This window comes from Stenotrophomonas sp. SXG-1 (assembly GCF_014083965.1).
In the GTDB taxonomy this organism is placed as follows: Bacteria; Pseudomonadota; Gammaproteobacteria; order Xanthomonadales; family Xanthomonadaceae; genus Stenotrophomonas; species Stenotrophomonas geniculata.
Genome location: NZ_CP046588.1, coordinates 3,625,274 through 3,642,579, shown reverse-complemented (window position 1 = coordinate 3,642,579; position 17,306 = coordinate 3,625,274). Strand labels below are relative to the sequence as shown.

At 67.0% G+C, this 17,306-nt stretch carries 12 protein-coding genes and 1 tRNA gene; 6 read left to right on the top strand and 7 right to left on the bottom strand.

What is annotated here, in order from left to right; genetic code table 11:
• Positions 1-25: 25 nt before the first annotated feature.
• From GOC52_RS16620 to fdnG, 7 genes are all read right to left on the bottom strand, one after another.
• Positions 26-121: transfer RNA gene (locus GOC52_RS16620), tRNA-Sec, on the bottom strand.
• Positions 122-145: 24 nt separating this feature from the next.
• A complete protein-coding gene (gene selB, locus GOC52_RS16615; RefSeq protein WP_191849944.1) occupies positions 146-2,077 on the bottom strand; it encodes a selenocysteine-specific translation elongation factor in 1,932 nt (643 codons plus the stop codon).
• Positions 2,074-3,498: an L-seryl-tRNA(Sec) selenium transferase gene (gene selA / locus GOC52_RS16610; RefSeq protein ID WP_191849942.1), complete on the bottom strand. Its 1,425-nt coding sequence runs from the start codon at positions 3,496-3,498 to the stop codon at positions 2,074-2,076. Before selA ends, selB begins: the two co-directional genes overlap by 4 nt.
• 4 nt (positions 3,499-3,502) lie before the next feature.
• Complete coding sequence (gene fdhE, locus GOC52_RS16605) at positions 3,503-4,486, bottom strand: formate dehydrogenase accessory protein FdhE (RefSeq protein ID WP_191849940.1); 984 nt, start codon at positions 4,484-4,486, stop codon at positions 3,503-3,505.
• 402 nt (positions 4,487-4,888) lie between these two features.
• Positions 4,889-5,536, bottom strand: a complete 648-nt coding sequence (locus GOC52_RS16600) for a formate dehydrogenase subunit gamma (RefSeq protein WP_010484041.1) — start codon at positions 5,534-5,536, stop codon at positions 4,889-4,891.
• Positions 5,533-6,450 (bottom strand): formate dehydrogenase subunit beta, encoded by a 918-nt coding sequence (gene fdxH / locus GOC52_RS16595; protein ID WP_010484042.1) that lies wholly within the window; start codon positions 6,448-6,450, stop codon positions 5,533-5,535. The genes GOC52_RS16600 and fdxH overlap by 4 nt, the downstream gene beginning before the upstream one ends.
• 10 nt (positions 6,451-6,460) lie before the next feature.
• Positions 6,461-9,529 (bottom strand): formate dehydrogenase-N subunit alpha, encoded by a 3,069-nt coding sequence (gene fdnG, locus GOC52_RS16590; RefSeq protein ID WP_191849937.1) that lies wholly within the window; start codon positions 9,527-9,529, stop codon positions 6,461-6,463.
• Between the two features lie 291 nt (positions 9,530-9,820).
• Between fdnG and gmk the strand changes: the two genes are divergently transcribed.
• The 6 genes from gmk to GOC52_RS16560 all read left to right on the top strand — a co-directional run bounded on the left by gmk (position 9,821) and on the right by GOC52_RS16560 (position 17,233).
• Positions 9,821-10,486, top strand: a complete 666-nt coding sequence (gmk, locus tag GOC52_RS16585; RefSeq protein WP_010484044.1) for a guanylate kinase — start codon at positions 9,821-9,823, stop codon at positions 10,484-10,486.
• A gap of 110 nt (positions 10,487-10,596) precedes the next feature.
• Positions 10,597-10,896 (top strand): DNA-directed RNA polymerase subunit omega, encoded by a 300-nt coding sequence (gene rpoZ, locus GOC52_RS16580; RefSeq protein ID WP_005410877.1) that lies wholly within the window; start codon positions 10,597-10,599, stop codon positions 10,894-10,896.
• Positions 10,897-11,001: 105 nt separating this feature from the next.
• On the top strand, positions 11,002-13,164 hold the full coding sequence (locus GOC52_RS16575; RefSeq protein WP_010484045.1) for a RelA/SpoT family protein: 2,163 nt from the start codon (positions 11,002-11,004) through the stop codon (positions 13,162-13,164).
• 196 nt (positions 13,165-13,360) lie between these two features.
• Positions 13,361-13,747: a RidA family protein gene (locus tag GOC52_RS16570; protein WP_191849935.1), complete on the top strand. Its 387-nt coding sequence runs from the start codon at positions 13,361-13,363 to the stop codon at positions 13,745-13,747.
• Between the two features lie 67 nt (positions 13,748-13,814).
• Positions 13,815-15,866 carry an ATP-dependent DNA helicase RecG gene (recG, locus tag GOC52_RS16565; RefSeq protein ID WP_194445517.1) on the top strand — a complete coding sequence of 684 codons (2,052 nt, stop codon included), beginning with the start codon at positions 13,815-13,817 and terminating at the stop codon, positions 15,864-15,866.
• 428 nt (positions 15,867-16,294) lie between these two features.
• A complete protein-coding gene (locus tag GOC52_RS16560) occupies positions 16,295-17,233 on the top strand; it encodes a nucleoside hydrolase (RefSeq protein WP_191849933.1) in 939 nt (312 codons plus the stop codon).
• Positions 17,234-17,306 lie beyond the last annotated feature (73 nt).

Genomic DNA, 17,306 nt, shown 5'->3' with positions numbered 1-17,306 from the left:
CCGACATCTCCTGCGGAAACACGAATGGCGGAAGGCAGCAGGAGTCGAACCTACCAGGGAACGATCGACGCCCCCTACTGGGTTTGAAGCCCAGCCGCATGCCCGGATGCGCATGCCTTCCGAAAGTACCGCGGTACCGGTGGGCTCAGTCGCGCGCTGCGTTCCACTGCAGGTCGCCACGCGGCCGATGCTGGTCACCGACGCGTCGAGTGTAGCCAACGCGATTGAAGAACTCCAAGATCTGGATGCTGCGCTTGCGGCCCAGGCCGATGGCATCGCGGAAAGCGGCCGCATCCACCGCGCCGCTGGCCTGCGACAGCTGCGCGACGATCGTGGCCAGCTCGGCAATGCGGGCCGGTGCATAGAACAGGTCCGGTACCACCTGGAACAGTTCGCCACGTGTGGTGGCGCGGCGCAGGACGGCGCGGACCTCGTCTTCGGCCAGGCCGATGTCGGCGGCCAGGGTGCGCACCCACGGCGGATCGAAGCCACCGGCGTGCAGTTGCGGCAGCACGCGTTCCAGCAGCAGACGCTCGCGTTCCGGTGGCGCATGGTCATGGCCGGGCAGGCGCCACCAGGCGCCCACGCGCTGCACGCTGCCGTCGTCCAGCAGGTCCTGGAGAAGCGCGTTCCACAGGCTCGTTGCCAGTGCAGGCAGGGTGCTGCGTTGCAGGCGCCCGCTGTCGACACCGGGTTCGTCAGGGCGTCGTTCATGCCAGCCACGCAGTGAGGCGATTACCTGTTCGCGTAGCACCTGCCAGTGCGCAGCGAGGATGACCACCGTGTCGTCGCGGGTGGCGATGCGCTGTGCGCCTGCGGGAAGATCGATCCGGTCGGCGGCGCGCCGGCAGTAGCGCTGCAGTGCGGCCAATGGAATTCCGGTGGCCGCCTGCTGAAGCAGCGGGCCAACATCTGCGCTGGTGGCCAGCTGTTCCAGCGCCACCAGCCACGCCAGGCGTGCAGGGCTGCGCCGGCGCCGCTGTGGCGGGTCCGGATCGAGCACGATGCCGCCGCCCAGCGTGTGGGTGGCCGCTGAATCGCGGGCGATGAAGCGATCACCACACATCGCACAGACCGGTGCATCGAACACCAGCTGCACCAACTGCCCATCGCCTTGGTCCGGGTCCTCCAGCAGCACCACATGGGCCTGCCGGTGCATCGTGCCCCAGTGGATATGCAGCGGCGCCCAGTCGCGCAACGGTGCGGCCAACGCGGACAGCCGCAGCCGTACATCAACGCGGGTGGTGGCCAGCAGTGCGCGCGGGTCGGCGATCCAGTCGCCACGGCGGATGTCGTCACGGGCGATGGCTGCCAGGTTCAACGCGCAGCGCTGCCCGGCCATCGCGTGGTCGCTGGCCTGGTTCTGCGCGTGGATGCTGCGTATGCGTACTTCAGTGGCGGCCGGCATCAGCTGCAGATGCTCACCCACCAAGGCGATGCCGCCATGTACCGCGCCGGTCACCAGCGTGCCGTGGCCGGCCAGCGAGAACACGCGGTCCACCGGCATGCGGAACAGCTCGCTGCGCAGTTCGGCCTGGCGCGCGCTGGCGTCGTCCGCCGCCCACGCGTGCAGCTGGGTACGCAGTGCGCTGATGCCGGCATCGTCGGGTGCGGTGCTGTTGCAGGCGAACAGAGGAGAATCCTGCAACGGTGTCGCGGCGAGCAGCGCAGCGATCTCGATCTCGACCCGGGCGACGCGCGCCGCATCCACACGGTCGATCTTGGTCAGGGCCACCGCACCCCGGTTCACGCCCAGCAGTTGCAGGATGGCCAGATGCTCGCGGGTCTGTGGCATCACGCCGTCGTCGGCGGCGATCACCAGCAGGGCGACATCGATACCCGTCGCACCGGCCACCATCGTATGCACGAAGCGCTCATGGCCCGGCACGTCGACGAAACCCAGCGTCGTCGCCGGGCCTTCGACGTCCCTGCTTTCCACCGGGACATAGGCGTAGCCCAGTTCGATCGAAATGCCGCGCGTACGCTCTTCCTGCAGGCGATCGGTTTCGATGCCGGTCAGTGCGCGTACCAGGCTTGTTTTGCCATGGTCGATATGCCCGGCGGTGCCGACGATCATGCCTGCAGCGCGCTCCATTGGGCGAGGAAGGCCGCTTCGTCCCCGGGTTCCAGGCAGCGCAGGTCCAGCCACAACGCGTCATCGGCAATGCGGCCCAGCACCGGGCGCGGTAGCTGACGCAAGCGCTTGGCCAGGCGATCCAGTCCGCCACGGCGTGCGCTGGCAATGCGCAGTCCGGCGCTGGCAAGCTGCGCCTGTGGCTGCGCGCCGCTGCCGATCTGGCTGTGCATCGACGCAGGCTCGAGGGTGTAGTCCGCCGCCAGCGAGGCACGCATCGGCTGCAGCAGGCGCTGGGCCTGCGCATCGATGTCGTTCTGCGTGCGCGACAGCGTGCGCAGGGTCGGTAGGCGCTGTGCCAGCAGCTCCGGTTCGCGGTACAGGGCCAGCACCGCTTCCAGCGCAGCCAGGCCCATCTTGTCCATGCGCAGCGCGCGCTTGAGCGGGTTGCGGTTGATCCGCGCGATCAGGTCGGCGCGGCCGGCGATGATGCCGGCCTGAGGCCCACCCAGCAGCTTGTCGCCACTGAACGAAACCAGATCGGCGCCGTCTGCCAGCGTTTCCTGCACAGTGGGCTCGTGCGGTAGGCCGAACGTGGCCAGATCGCACAGGCTGCCACTGCCCAGGTCCACCACCAGCGGCAGGCCATGTTCGTGCGCGATTGCCGCCATCGCAGCGGTGTCGACCTTGGCGGTGAAGCCGGTGATCGCGTAGTTGCTGGCGTGCACCTCCATCAGCAGTGCGGTGCGCGCGCCGATGGCGTTGGCGAAGTCAGCCGGATGGGTGCGGTTGGTGGTGCCCACTTCCAGCAGCCGGGCACCGGCGCTGCGCATCACGTCGGGAATGCGGAAGGCGCCACCGATCTCCACCAGTTCGCCGCGCGACACCACCACGTCGCGGCGGTTGGCCAGGCTGTTGAGCAGCAGCAGGACCGCCGCCGCATTGTTGTTGACCACGGTGGCGGCTTCAGCGCCGGTCAGTTCGCAGATCAATGCCTGCACCCGTGCATCGCGGTCGCCGCGACGACCACGAATGACGTCGAACTCCAGATCCACCGGCGCGGTCATCGCGCGGCTGACCGCGTGCACGGCGGCATCGGGCAGCAATGCGCGCCCGAGATTGGTGTGCAGTACGGTGCCGGTCAGATTGAACATCGGCTGCAGATCCAGCCGTGCATCGGCCGCCAGTGCGGACTCGATCTCCGCGACCAGCGCCGGACCGCCAACCGCTTCCTGCAGCTGCGCGGCCGAAAGCTGGCCGGCGCTGATACGGTCGCGCAGCACCTGCAGGTGCGAACGCAGCAGCTGGGTGATGCGGCTACGGCCGTGGCCCTCGATCAGTGCTGCCAGGGCAGGCAGGCGCAGCAACCGGTCCAGCGAGGGCAGGGCGGAAACCGATGCCGGGGTGGAGGGCGTGGCTGTCATCGCCTCACTCGCCGTCGGATTGCCACAGCAGCGGATTCTGGCTGGCGCGCGCATAACCTTCTTCGCCCAGCAGCAGGTCCAGCGCCAACGTGCCGAGGTCATCGGCGACCGGTTCCAGTGAGGGATCCTTTTCCAGGTACAGGATCTTGCGGTAGCTGTGGCAGTGGTCGCAGGTCTCGGCACGGACCGCGCTCTCGCGCACGGCCTCGCCGCTGTCGCCATCCACATCGGCCAGGGCGCGGTAGGCGATGTCCTTGCCGGCGGTGCCACACTGGCTGCACTGCACGCGCACGTAGTGCCACTGGCACGCGCACAGCGAGCACGACAGGTAACGGTAGGACGCATAGGGTGGGCGTGCCTGCACCACGCTGACCACCGGTAGCGAGCCGCACAACGGGCACAGGCCGGGTGCATCGGCCAGCGGTTTCAGGTCGGTGGAGCGGAAGCTGTCCGCCAGCACCGCCCAGTAGACCTGCAGTGCGTTCATTACCAGCAGCGCCGCGACCGCGTCCACCGATGGCGCATCATCACGCTCCAGCACGGCATGGGCCTGCGCCTCCAGCCAGGCATCGTCGGCCGCGGCGACGCGCTGCAACTCCTGGCGGGTTTCCGCCGGCAGCCCGGCTTCGTCGGCACAGTGCTGGCACAGCGTGCGCAGCCAGTCGCGCCAGCGTCCATCCAGGTGAAGTGTGTTGGCCGGCCGCAACGGCATGCCGGCACCGACCGCCGCACTCGACTGCTGCGCACGTGCCTGCGATTGCAGCGCTTCGCGTTGCTGTGGTGTCAGTTCGTCCAGCAGTGCCTGCTGTGCATCTGCCAACGCCGCCAGCAACTGCAGGTAACCGCCGATGGCACTGTGCGCAGCCAGGCTGCGCAGGCGCGTCGCGCGCTCGGCGAACAGGGAAGCGACATCGGGCAGGATGATGCGCGGAACATCGCGCGAGGCCAGTGTCTCGATCTCACCGGGTTCAAGGATGCGTTGCGCCATGCAGGGCCAGCCAGAAGAACCAGCCTCCATCCTCGCCGTTGTCGGCGCTGGCGTCCAGCGTGTTCGAGGCAGAGCAGTCGAGCATGGTTCGACTCTACAAAAGTCGGTTTCGGTCGTTCCCGTGTTCATCGTGTCGACCAAGGTCGACACCCACCAATCGCAACGAAGAACGCCGTCCCGACAGATCGCAGGAAACTGTCGAAGGCGGGGTGGGTCCGGTTGCGGGGGTGTCCGCGGCATGGATGCCGCGGCCAAGCCCCCAAGGACGGGTTTACGGCGTCCCCCGCAACCGGACCCACCCGGCCACCCCTCAGGAAGCCAGCTTTTGACGTTGACGTTGACGTTGACGTTGACGTTGACGTTGACGTTGCCTCTGCGGGTGCAGGGCCGCAGGCCCTGCCGCTACCCCTCTTCCCGGCGCCCGCGCAGGATGTCCCGGAACCACTGCCGGTGATGCTTGTACGCCCACCCGTAGGTCACCTTGCCCTGGGTCATCGCCCGCACCGACCCCTTGATCCAGATCGCCGCATAGATGTGCACCACGATCGCGCAGATCAGCACCCAGCCGAACAACGCGTGGGCAAGCACCGAGAAGCGGATCACCCCGATCGGGAAGAAGTGGCTGAAGTACTGCCGCCAGATCACGAAGCCGGTCAGCAGCAGCGCCGACAGGCAACCGATGATCGCCCAGAACAGCAGCTTCTGGCCGGCATTGAAACGGCCCACCGGCGGCAGCTTCTCATCCTCATTGCGCAGCACATCGCGCATGCCGCGCATCCACTTGCCATCGTCGGCGGTCGGCAGGTTGTCGCGCCACATGCGAAACGCCAGCAAGGCGAAGCCCACCACCATCACCAGGCCGATGAACGGATGCAGGATGCGCGTCCACGGCCCACCGCCGAACAGCTGCGTCAGCGGAAACAGGGCAGGGTGGAACAGGGCCAACCCGGACAGCGCGGTCAGCACGAAGCAGATCGCCACGATCCAGTGATTGATGCGGGTCGGCGCACGGTAGCGGATGATCTGGCGCGGGTGCGGGGCGTACTTCATGGCCGCTGCTCCTCTTCGATCTGCTTCGCCTCGTGTTCGGCTTCCTCTTCTTCCTCGTCATTGACCGTGTTGCGGCCGATGCCGATGTAATGCAGGAAGCCGGCGAAGGCGGTGGCGGCGATCGCCAGCACGCCCAGCGGCTTGGCCACGCCCTTCCAGACCTCCACCATCGGGCTGATGCGTGGGTCCTTGGGCAGATCGGCGTACAGCTCGGGCTTGTCCACATGCTGCAGCACGTACATCACGTGGGTACCACCCACTCCTTGCGGGTCGTACAGGCCGGCGTTCTCGTAGCCGCGCGATTTCAGGTCTTCCACACGGCCGGCCGCATGCTCGGTCATCGCCTGCTTGCTGCCGAAGGTGATCGCACCGGTTGGGCAGGTCTTCACGCAGGCCGGCTCCTGGCCTACCGCCACCCGGTCCGAACACAGCGTGCACTTGTAGGCCTTGTGGTCCTTCTTGGAAATGCGCGGCACGTCGAACGGGCAACCGGTCACGCAGTAACCGCAGCCGATGCAGTTCTCTTCCTGGAAGTCGACGATGCCGTTGGCGTACTGGATGATCGCGCCGGGCGATGGGCAGGCCTTCAGGCAGCCCGGGTCGCTGCAGTGCATGCAGCCTTCCTTGCGGATCAGCCACTCCAGCTTGCCCTTCTCGTCCTCGTACTCGCGGAACTTCATCACCGTCCACGACTGGTCGCTGAGGTCCGGCGGATTGTCATAGCTGCCAACGCAGCTGCCCACTTCGTCGCGCAGGTCGTTCCACTCCATGCACGCGACCTGGCAGGCCTTGCAGCCGATGCATTTGCTCACGTCGATCAGCTTGGCGACCTGGCCGGTGTGCGCGCTGCGCGCCTGTGGCGAGGGCGTGGTGGTGGCCGAGCGGCGGATGATGTCCAGCGATTGCAGTGACATGGCGTGTCTCCTACACCTTCTCGACCTTGACCAGGATGCACTTCGATTCGGGCGTCTGCGAGTTGCCGTCACCGATGGCGTTGGTCAGCGTATTGGCGATGTAGCCGGGTTTGGCCGCACCGAGGAAACCCCAGTGGATCGGAATGCCCACCTGGTGCACGGTCTTTCCATCGATCTGCAGGGCCTTGATGCGCTTGGTTACCATCGCAACGGCTTCGATATGGCCGCGCTTGGAACTCACGCGCACGCGGCTGCCGTTGTTGATGCCCAGCTCGTCGGCCAGTGCAGCACCGATTTCGACGAACTGTTCGGGCTGGATGATGGCGTTGAGCTTGCCGTGCTTGGTCCAGAAGTGGAAATGCTCGGTCAGGCGGTAGGTAGTGGCCACGTGCGGGAACTCGTCCGGCGAACCGATCTGGGCACGGTCGCTGGCGAACACGCGCGCGGCCGGGTTGTTGAGCGTCTGCGCCTGGCCCGGGCTGAGCGGGTTGCTGCGCAGCGGAGTATCGAAGGGCTCGTAGTGCTCCGGGAACGGTCCCTCGGCCATGCCGGCCTTGGCGAAGAAGCGCGCGATGCCTTCGGGGTTCATGATGAACGGGCCCATGCCGCCGGCCGGGTCTTCGTCGGCCTTGAAGTCCGGCACGTCCACGCTGCCCCAGTTCTTTCCGTTCCAGGCCAGCAGCGTGCGCCGCGGATCGAAGGGCTGGCCGGCCACGTCGCACGAGGCGCGGTTGTACATCACGCGGCGGTTGGCTGGCCACGCCCAGGCCCAGCCCAGCGTGTTGCCGATGCCGGTGGGGTCGCTGTTGTCACGCCGCGCCATCATGTTGCCGGTCGGGCCCCAGGCACCGATGTAGATCCAGCAGCCAGAGGAGGTGCTGCCGTCGTCGCGCAGGTCGCCGAACGCAGCCAGCTGCTCGCCGGCCTTGCGCACCAGTTTGGTCGGGTCCTTCGGATCGAACACATCGGCCAGCGCCTTGCCGTTGTATTCCATCGCCAGTTCTTCCGGCGTCGGCAGTTTCGGGTTGGAATACTTCCAGGCCAGGTCGCGCACCGGCTCCCACCACGCGCCGCCGTCCTTCTCGTACATCGCTTTGATGCGATGGAACAGCTCGGACATGATCTCGATGTCGCTGCGCGCTTCGCCCGGCGGATTGGCCCCCTTCCAGTGCCACTGCAGCCAGCGCGAGGAGTTCACCACCGCGCCGTTCTCCTCGGCGAAGGACGTGGTCGGCAGGCGGAACACTTCGGTCTGGATCGTGCTCGGGTCGACGTCGTTCAACGCACCGTGGTTCTGCCAGAAGGCGATGGTCTCGGTTTCCAGCGGGTCCATGCTGACCATGAACTTCAGCTTGGAGAACGCACTGATCAGCTTGCCCTTGTTCGGCGCCGAGGCCAGCGGATTGAAGCCCTGGCAGATGTAGCCGTGGATCTTGCCTTCGTTCATCAGCTCGTACGCCTGCAGCATGTCGTACGGCTTGTCGAGCTTGGGCAGGTGGTCGAAGCACCAGTTGTTGTCGGCGGTGGCAGCGTCGCCCCACCACGACTTCATCAGGCTGACGTGGAACTTCGGGTAGTTCTGCCAGAACGACATCTGGTTGGCGCGCAGCGGCTTCTGCGTGCGCTTGGCGATGTAGGCGTCGTAGTCCTGCTCGTCCTGTTTCGGCAATGTCAGGTAGCCGGGCAGCAGGTCGGACATCAGGCCGATGTCGGTCAGGCCCTGGATGTTGGAATGCCCGCGCAGCGCGTTCATGCCACCACCGGCCACGCCGATGTTGCCCAGCAGCAACTGCACCATGGTGCCGGCGCGCACGTTCTGCGCACCGATGGAGTGCTGCGTCCAGCCCAGCGCGTACAGGATGGTCATCGCCTTGTCCTTGCCGGCGGTGGACGCGATCATCTCCCAGACCTGCCGGATGCTGTCGGCCGGCGTGCCGCAGATGCGTTCGACCATCTCCACGGTATAGCGCGCGTAGTGCTGCTTGAGCAGGTTGTAGACGCAGCGCGGGTCCTTCAGCGTCGGGTCGCTGCGCACGAAGCCATCGTCACCGTAGGCGTAGTCCCAGCTGGAACGGTCGTAGCTGCGCTTTTCTTCGTTGTAGCCCGAATACAGGCCGTCCTTGAAGGCGAACTCGTCCTTCACCAGGAACGACATGTCGGTGTAGTTCAGCACGTACTCGTGCTGGATGCGGTCCTCGGTCAACAGGTAGTTGATCAGGCCGCCCAGGAACACGATGTCGGTACCGGTGCGGATCGGCGCGTACACGTCGGCCACCGCGGCCGAGCGGTTGAAGCGCGGATCGACCACGATCAGCCGGGCCTTGTTGTGTGCCTTGGCCTCGGTCACCCATTTGAACCCGCACGGGTGCGCCTCGGCGGCATTGCCACCCATGATCAGGATCAGGTCGGCATTCTTGATGTCGACCCAGTGATTCGTCATCGCACCACGGCCTAGCGTCGGGGCAAGACCTGCCACCGTCGGGCCGTGTCAGACACGTGCCTGGTTGTCGAATGCCAACATGCCAAGGGAGCGGACGACCTTGTGGGTCAGCACCGCGGTTTCATTGCTGGTGGCCGAGGCTGCCAGCATGCCGGTGGTCAGCCAGCGGTTGACCGTCTGCCCGGCCTCGTTCTTCTGCACGAAATTGGCATCGCGGTCTTCCTTCATCAGCCGTGCGATGCGGTCCAGTGCATCGTCCCAGCTCAGCCGCTTCCACTCGTTCGAGCCCGGCGCGCGGTACTCGGGGTAGAGCAGGCGCGACTTGCTGTGGATGATGTCGGCCAGGCCGGCACCCTTCGGGCACAGCGTGCCGCGGTTGACCGGATGGTCCGGGTCGCCTTCGATATGGAAGATGCTCGGCTCGGCGTTCTTGGCGCCATCGCCGAGGCTGTACATCAGGATGCCGCAGGCCACCGAACAGTAGGTACAGGTGTTGCGGGTCTCGGTCGCGCGGGTCAGCTTGTACTGCCTGACCTCCGCGAGCGCGATGTCGGGCGCGAAGCCCATCAGTGCCAGACTGGAGCCGACCAGGGTTGTCCCGGTCACTTTCAGGAACTGGCGGCGGCTCATCGATGGCATGCCGTTCTCCTGGGATGGCGGGGAGGCGCAGGCCTCCGGGCTGTCGTTGGGTACGGCCCGGTTATAGCACAGGCCCCCGCACGCCCATGTGGCACAAGGCCCGGCGCCTGCCGGGCGGGCGCGCAACGGGGCGGCTCTGGTAAAGTTGCGTGCCCGCACCCCGGGGAAAGCGTCTGCCGGGCCTGGTTCCAGGATGTTCCGCGCAGCCCCCGCCGTCCTGGCGCGATCCTCCGCGCCGGATCTGGAACATCGAGGAAAAATTTTGCGAAATCAACCCGTTGGATCCCCCGCATGAGCGCACCGTCGAAGCCGTCGGAGGCCGTTGCGCGCGGCACGCTGTACATCGTTGCCGCCCCGTCCGGTGCCGGCAAGAGCAGCATCGTCAATGCCACCCTGGCGCGTGACCCGCAGATCGCCCTGTCGATCTCCTTCACCTCGCGTGCGATGCGCCCGGGTGAAGTGAACGGCCAGCACTACCATTTCGTCTCTGCGGAAAAGTTCGAGGAAATGATCGCCGCCGGCGACTTCTTCGAGCATGCCTGGGTGCATGGCGACTGGAAGGGCACCGCCCGCCAATCAGTTGAACCGCAGCTGGCCGCCGGCCAGGACGTGCTGCTGGAGATCGACTGGCAGGGCGCGCAGCAGGTGCGCCAGCTGGTGCCGGGCACGGTCACCGTGTTCATCCTGCCGCCGTCCAAGCAGGCCCTGCAGGACCGCATGCGCAAGCGCGGCCAGGACAGCGAGGCGGTCATCGCCCAGCGCCTGGGCGCGGCCCGTGACGAGATGCTGCACTTCAACGAGTTCGACTACGTCATCGTCAACGAGGTGTTCGACACCGCCGTCGACGAGCTGTGCGCCATCTTCACCGCCAGCCGCCTGCGCCGGGAGGCCCAGAAGGTCCGCCACGCCGGCCTGATCCAGGCCCTGTTGACCCCTGATTCGGGCGCAACTGACTGATTCCAAAAGAATCGGGTGAGGGTTGGCTTGATTTTGTCCAGCCCCTGCCAGTACACTCCGTCCCCTTTCCCTCATTCGACTGAGCGGCCGACCGGTCGCCGGGAGCCCGTATGGCCCGCATCACCGTAGAAGATTGCCTGGAAGTCGTTAACAACCGTTTCGAACTGGTCATGATGGCTTCCAAGCGTGCCCGCCAGCTCGCCAACGGCGTGCAGGCCACGCTGGACAACAGCGAGACCGAGGACAAGCCGACCGTGCTGGCGCTGCGCGAAATCGCCGCCCGCAAGATCGACAACGCGCTGATCGACGAAGTCGAGAAGGCCGAGCGTGAGCGCGCCGAGCGCGAAGCGCTGGAGTGGGCCGCCGCCGAAGTGGTCGCCGACGAAGACATGTCCAAGAACGACGATTGATCGCATCGATCAACGTCATTGCTGGATCGCCGAACAGCCCGCCCCGTGCGGGCTGTTTCGCATTCAGGATTTGCCGTAAACGTCGCGCTGGAATAGGCTTCGGGCATGAACCCAGGCCCCACTGCCAAGGTCGCCGCAGCCCCCGCTGCCGCCGTACCCGACTACGTCCTCCAGCTTGAACGCGCCGCCCATTACCTGCCGCCGGAACAGCTGCCGCTGTTGCGCCGCGCCTGGGAAGTCGGAGCCGCCGCGCACGCTGGGCAGACGCGCAAGTCGGGCGAGCCCTATATCACCCATCCGGTGGCCGTGGCCCAGGTGCTGGCCGAGCTCGGCCTGGACGTGGAAGCGCTGATCGCCGCGATCCTGCACGACACCATCGAAGACACCCCGCTGACCCGTGAGGCGCTGGCTGCCGAGTTCGGCGAAGCCGTGGCCGAACTGGTCGACGGCGTGACCAAGCTGGACAAGCTGAAGTTCCGCGACCGCCAGGAAGCGGCCGCCGAGAGCTTCCGCAAGATGCTGCTGGCAATGTCGCGCGACCTGCGCGTGATCATGATCAAGCTGGCCGATCGCCTGCACAACATGCGCACGCTGGGCGCGCAGAGCCGCGAAGCGCGCGGCCGCATCGCCCGCGAGACGCTGGAGATCTATGCGCCCATCGCCCAGCGCCTGGGCATGAGCCTGGTCAAGAGCGAGTTGCAGAACCTAGGCTTCAAGGCGCTGTATCCGTGGCGCCACGCGATCCTGGAAAAGCACATCCGCAGCCAGCCGGTGGTACGCCGTGAAGCGCTGGCACAGGTGGAAGTTCAGCTGTCGCAGCGGCTGGCGAAGGAAGGCATCGAGCACCGCCTGGTCAGCCGCATCAAGACGCCGTGGAGCATCTACAACAAGATGCGCGACGAGAACAAATCCTTCGACCAGGTGATGGACGTGTTCGGCTTCCGCCTGGTCGTGCGCAGCGTGCCCAGCTGCTACCACGCGCTGGGGTCGGTGCATGCCACCTTCAAGCCGCTGGATGGCCGCTTCCGCGACTTCATCGCCATCCCCAAGGCCAACGGTTACCAGTCGCTGCACACGGTGCTGTTCGGGCCGTATGGCTCGCCGATCGAAGTGCAGATCCGTACCGAGGAAATGGACCTGATCGCCGAACGCGGCGTGGCCGCGCACTGGACCTACAAGTTCGGCGGCGATTCACCCAACAGCGCGCAGAGCCGTGCGCACGCCTGGATCGTCGAGCTGATCGACTCGCAGCGTGCTGCTGGTTCCTCGCTGGAGTTCCTCGACAACGTCAAGGTCGACCTGTTCCCGGACGAGGTCTACCTGTTCACCCCGAAGGGCAAGATCCTGGCGCTGCCGCGCAACTCCACCGCGCTCGATTTCGCCTACGCCGTGCATACCGACGTCGGCAACATGGCCGTGGCCTCGCGCGTGGACAAGAAACTGGTGCCGCTGCGTACCAAGCTGGTGTCGGGGCAGTCGGTGGAGATCATCACCGCACGCTCGGCCACGCCGAAACCGCAGTGGCTGGAATTCGTGGTCACCAGCAAGGCACGCACCGCCATCCGCCACCAGCTCAAGCAGCTGGAGCACGAGGACGCCGTGCAGCTGGGCCACCGCATGCTCGACCGCGCGCTGGAAGCGATGGATTCGTCGCTGGAACGGCTGCCGAAGGGGCGCCTGGATGCGTTCCTGGCCGAGCATCGTTTCCCACGCCTGGAGGCGCTGCTGGCCGAGGTCGCACTGGGCAACTGGATGCCGACCCAGGCCGCGCAGGCGCTGATGGCCTACGCCGAACTGCGTGGCGGCCCGCATTCGCGCCACCACTCGCAGGAAAAGATCCTGATCAACGGCAGCGAGCGCGGCGTGGTCACCTTCGCCGGCTGCTGCCAGCCGATTCCCGGCGACGAGATCATGGGCTACCACACCGCCGGCAAGGGCATCGTGGTGCACCGCATGGACTGCCCGAACCTGGCCGAGCTGCGCAAGTCGCCCGAGCGCTGGGTGCCGATCGGCTGGGACACCACCGTTTCCGGCGACTACGACACCTCGCTGGTGGTGGAAGTGGAGAACGGCACCGGCGTGCTGGCGCAGCTGGCCGCCGCCATCGCGCAGAGCCACTCCAACATCGAGCGCGTGGATTACCTGGACCGCGACTTCAACGCCGCCGTGCTGGCGTTCAACATCCAGGTACGCGACCGCAACCACCTGGCCGAAGTGATGCGCCGCCTGCGCCGCCTGTCGGTCGTGCAGTCGGTACGCCGCCAGTAGAGCCACGCCATGGGTGGATGCTTTCTGTAGAGCCGAGCCCATGCTCGGCTGCTCCAGCCCGAGGCAGCCGAGCATGGGCTCGGCTCTACAGACGGCGCATCACATGACCGGATTGCCGTAGATCCACGCCATGCGTGGATGCGCGCCCACCCGGTACAATCAGCGCTCTGTTTTCCCCCAAGCACCGGAGCGACCCATGTCCCGCCAGATCATCAACACCGAAAAGGCTCCCGCCGCCATCGGCCCGTACTCGCAGGCCGTGCGCGCCGGCTACACCGTGTACTTCTCCGGCCAGATCCCGCTCGACCCGGCCACCGGCGACATCGTCGGCGCCGGGGACGTCGAAGCACAGGCCCGCCGCGCCTTCGACAACCTCAAGGCCGTGGCCGAAGCCGCCGGCGGCTCGCTCGACAAGGTCGTGCGCCTGGGCCTGTACCTGACCGACCTGGGCGAGTTCGCCAAGGTCAACGCGGTCATGCAGGACTACTTCCAGGCCCCGTACCCGGCCCGTTCCACCATCGAAGTCTCCGGCCTGCCGAAGGGCGCCAACTTCGAGGTCGACGCGGTGATGGTCATCGACTGACCGCCACGTGGCACGCAAGGCGGCGGTCACCCCGGTCCTGTCACCGTCCGGCGAAGCATCCCTGGCGATGCTCGCGGGCGTCGGTCCGGCCGTGGCCGCCAAACTGCAGGCGCGTGGCCTGGCCACCCTGCAGGATCTCTGGCTTCATCTGCCGCTGCGCTATGAAGACCGGACCCGGCTGACCCGCATCGAAGACCTGCGTAACGGCGTGCCGGCGCAGGTGGAAGGGCGGGTGGTCGCGGTCGAGCGCGGCATGCGCTACCGGCCGATGCTGAAAGTGGCAGTGGAAGACGAAGGGCAGGGCACCCTGGTGCTGCGCTTCTTCCATTTCCGCCAGCAGCAGGTCGGCCAGTTCGCGGTCGGCAACCGGCTGCGCTGCTTCGGCACGCCCAAGCCGGGCCACCTGGGCCTGGAAATCGTCCATCCCAGCTACCAGGTGCTGGGCCGCAACGACGATCCCGAACTCGGTGACCGCCTCGACCCGGTGTATCCCACCGTCGAAGGCGTGGGCCCGATGACGATGCGCAAGCTGATCGGCCAGGCGCTGGACCGCCTGCCCGAGGAAAGCACGCTGGAACTGCTGCCCAGCGGCTGGCTCGATGGCCTCGGCCTGCCGTCGCTGCGCAGCGCGCTGCTGACCGTGCACCGGCCGCCGCCCGATGCCGACCTGGCCGCGCTGGCCGCCGGCACTCATCCGGCCCAGCGCCGCCTGGCGATGGAAGAGCTGCTGGCCCACCACCTCAGCCTGCGTCGCCAGCGTATCGCGCTGCAGGCGCATCATGCGCCGCCGCTGGCCGGCCCCGGCAAGCTGGCCAAGGCGCTGCTGAAGCAGCTGCCGTTCGCGCTGACCGGCGCGCAGGCGCGCGTTTTCAAGCAGATCCGCGAGGACCTCGCGCGCCCCAGCCCGATGTTGCGGCTGGTGCAGGGCGATGTCGGCTCCGGCAAGACCGTGGTCGCCGCGCTGGCGGCGATGCTGGCGGTGGAGCAGGGCAAGCAGGTTGCGCTGGCAGCACCGACTGAGCTGCTGGCCGAGCAACACCTCAACAATCTGCGCGGCTGGCTGGAACCGCTCGGCGTGCGCATCGCCTGGCTGGCCGGCAAGGTCACCGGCAAGGCGCGCGCGAAGGTGATGGAGCAGGTCGCCAGCGGCGAAGCGCAGGTGGTGGTCGGCACCCACGCGCTGATGCAGGAGGCGGTGGTGTTCCAGGATCTGGCACTGGCCATCGTCGACGAGCAGCACCGCTTCGGCGTGCACCAGCGCTTGGCCCTGCGCGACAAGGGCGCAGGCGGCAACAGCGTGCCGCACCAGCTGGTGATGACCGCAACGCCCATTCCGCGCACGCTGGCGATGTCCGAGTACGCAGACCTGGATGTCTCGGCCATCGACGAACTGCCGCCGGGCCGCACCCCGGTGCAGACCGTCGCATTGAACAACGATCGTCGCCCGGAGCTGATCGAGCGCATCGCCCTGGCCTGCCAGGAAGGGCGGCAGGTGTACTGGGTGTGCACGCTCATCGAGGAAAGCGAAGAGCTGGATGCCACGCCCGCGCAGGCCACCTACGAATCGCTGCAGGCGCTGTTGCCCGGCGTACGCGTGGGGCTGGTGCATGGCCGCCTGAAAGCCGCCGAGAAGCTGGCGACGATGGTCGCGTTCAAGGCCGGCGACATCGATCTGCTGGTGGCGACCACGGTGATTGAAGTGGGCGTGGATGTGCCGAACGCCTCGCTGATGGTGATCGAGAACGCCGAGCGCCTCGGCCTGGCCCAGCTGCACCAGCTGCGCGGCCGCGTCGGTCGTGGTTCGGCGGTATCGCGCTGCGTGCTGCTGTACCAGGCACCGCTCTCGCAGATGGCACGCGAGCGCCTGCAGACCATGCGCGAAACCAACGATGGTTTCGTCATTGCCGAAAAGGATCTGGAACTGCGCGGCCCCGGCGAACTGCTGGGTACGCGGCAGACCGGCCTGGCCGGTTTCCGCATCGCCGATCTGGCCCGCGATGCCGGCCTGCTGCCCGGCGTGCACGACCTGGCCGAGCGCCTGCTGGACCAGCAACCCGCGCTGGCCGACCGCGTGGTGCAGCGCTGGATCGGCACCGCCGTGCGTTACGCCTCGGCCTGATCCCTGTAGAGCCGAGCCCATGCTCGGCTGCCGTTCGCGCTGCGCGCGTGAATCGAGCATGGCTCGACTCTACAGACATCGCTTTCGATCATTTCCATCTTCATCCACGCATTGCGTGGATGTGTCGACCAAGGTCGACACCTACCAACAGCGGTAGCGATCTGTCGAAGGCGGGGTGGGTCCGGTTGCGGGGGTGTCCGCGGCATGGATGCCGCGGCCAAGCCCCCATGGACGGGTTCACGGCGTCCCCCGCCACCGGACCCACCCCGCCATACCCCAGGAAACCAGCTTTCGACGTTGCTGTTGCCGTTGCCGTTGCTCCTGCCTCTGCGGGTGCAGGGCGCAGCCCTGCCAGAACCCCAACACCCCGTACTTGCAACGGTCATCAACCCGGTCCACACTTCGTTGCCGATCTGAAGACGGCAACGATGACCCACAAGATCCCGCTGTTGATCGACACCGACCCCGGTGTGGACGACGCCCTGGCCCTGCTGATGGCCTTCGCCGATGAACGGCACGACGTGGTCGCCCTGACCATCGCCGCCGGCAATGTCGGCCTCGAGTACACCGTCCGCAACGCCCTCAAGCTCTGCGACATCGTCGGCCGCGCCGACGTGCCGGTGTTTGCCGGCAGCCCGGATCCGCTGCTGCATCCCTCCGTCGACGCTGCCCACGTGCATGGCCGTGACGGCTACGGCGACGTGGACCTGCCGCCGCCCAGCCGCCAGGCCGAAGCCGAGCACGCCGCACTGGCCATCCTGCGCCTGTCGCACGAGCACGCCGGCGAACTGATGCTGGTGATGCTCGGCCCGCTGACCAACCTCGCACTGGCGCTGAAGCTGGACCCGACCCTGCCACAGCGCATCAAGCGCATCGTGGTGATGGGCGGTGCGGTCACCTGCCACGGCAACATCACCCCGGCGGCCGAATTCAACATCGCGTTCGATCCGGAAGCGGCGCACGTGGTGTTCACCTCGTTCAAGCACCTGCTGGTGTCGGACTGGGAGGCTACCGTCGCCCATGGCCTGCCGCTGCAGGACGCCGAGAAGTGGCTGCAGGCCGATTCCGATCGCGCCCGTTTCTACGAGCTGATCTCGCGCAAGACCCGTGGCCTGTCCGAAGACAGCAAGGGCGGCCGCTGGTACACCGCCGATGCGGTGGCCATGGCCTGGGCGCTGAACCCGGAAGGGCAGCTGCGGGTCGAGTCGCGCCCGCTGAACGTGGAGCTGAACGGCGCGTTCAGCCGCGGCGCCACCATCGTCGACTGGAACCGCCAGACCGGCCAGCCGGACAACTGCGATCTGCTGATGGCCTACGACCAGCAGCGTTTCGAGGCCCTGGTGCGCCAGGCCCTGGGCGCGGACTGAAGCCGATTGACCCGCACCGGTTGCCCCGAGCGGCAACCGGTGCTTATAATGCCGCTCTTGACCACCAGCCCAT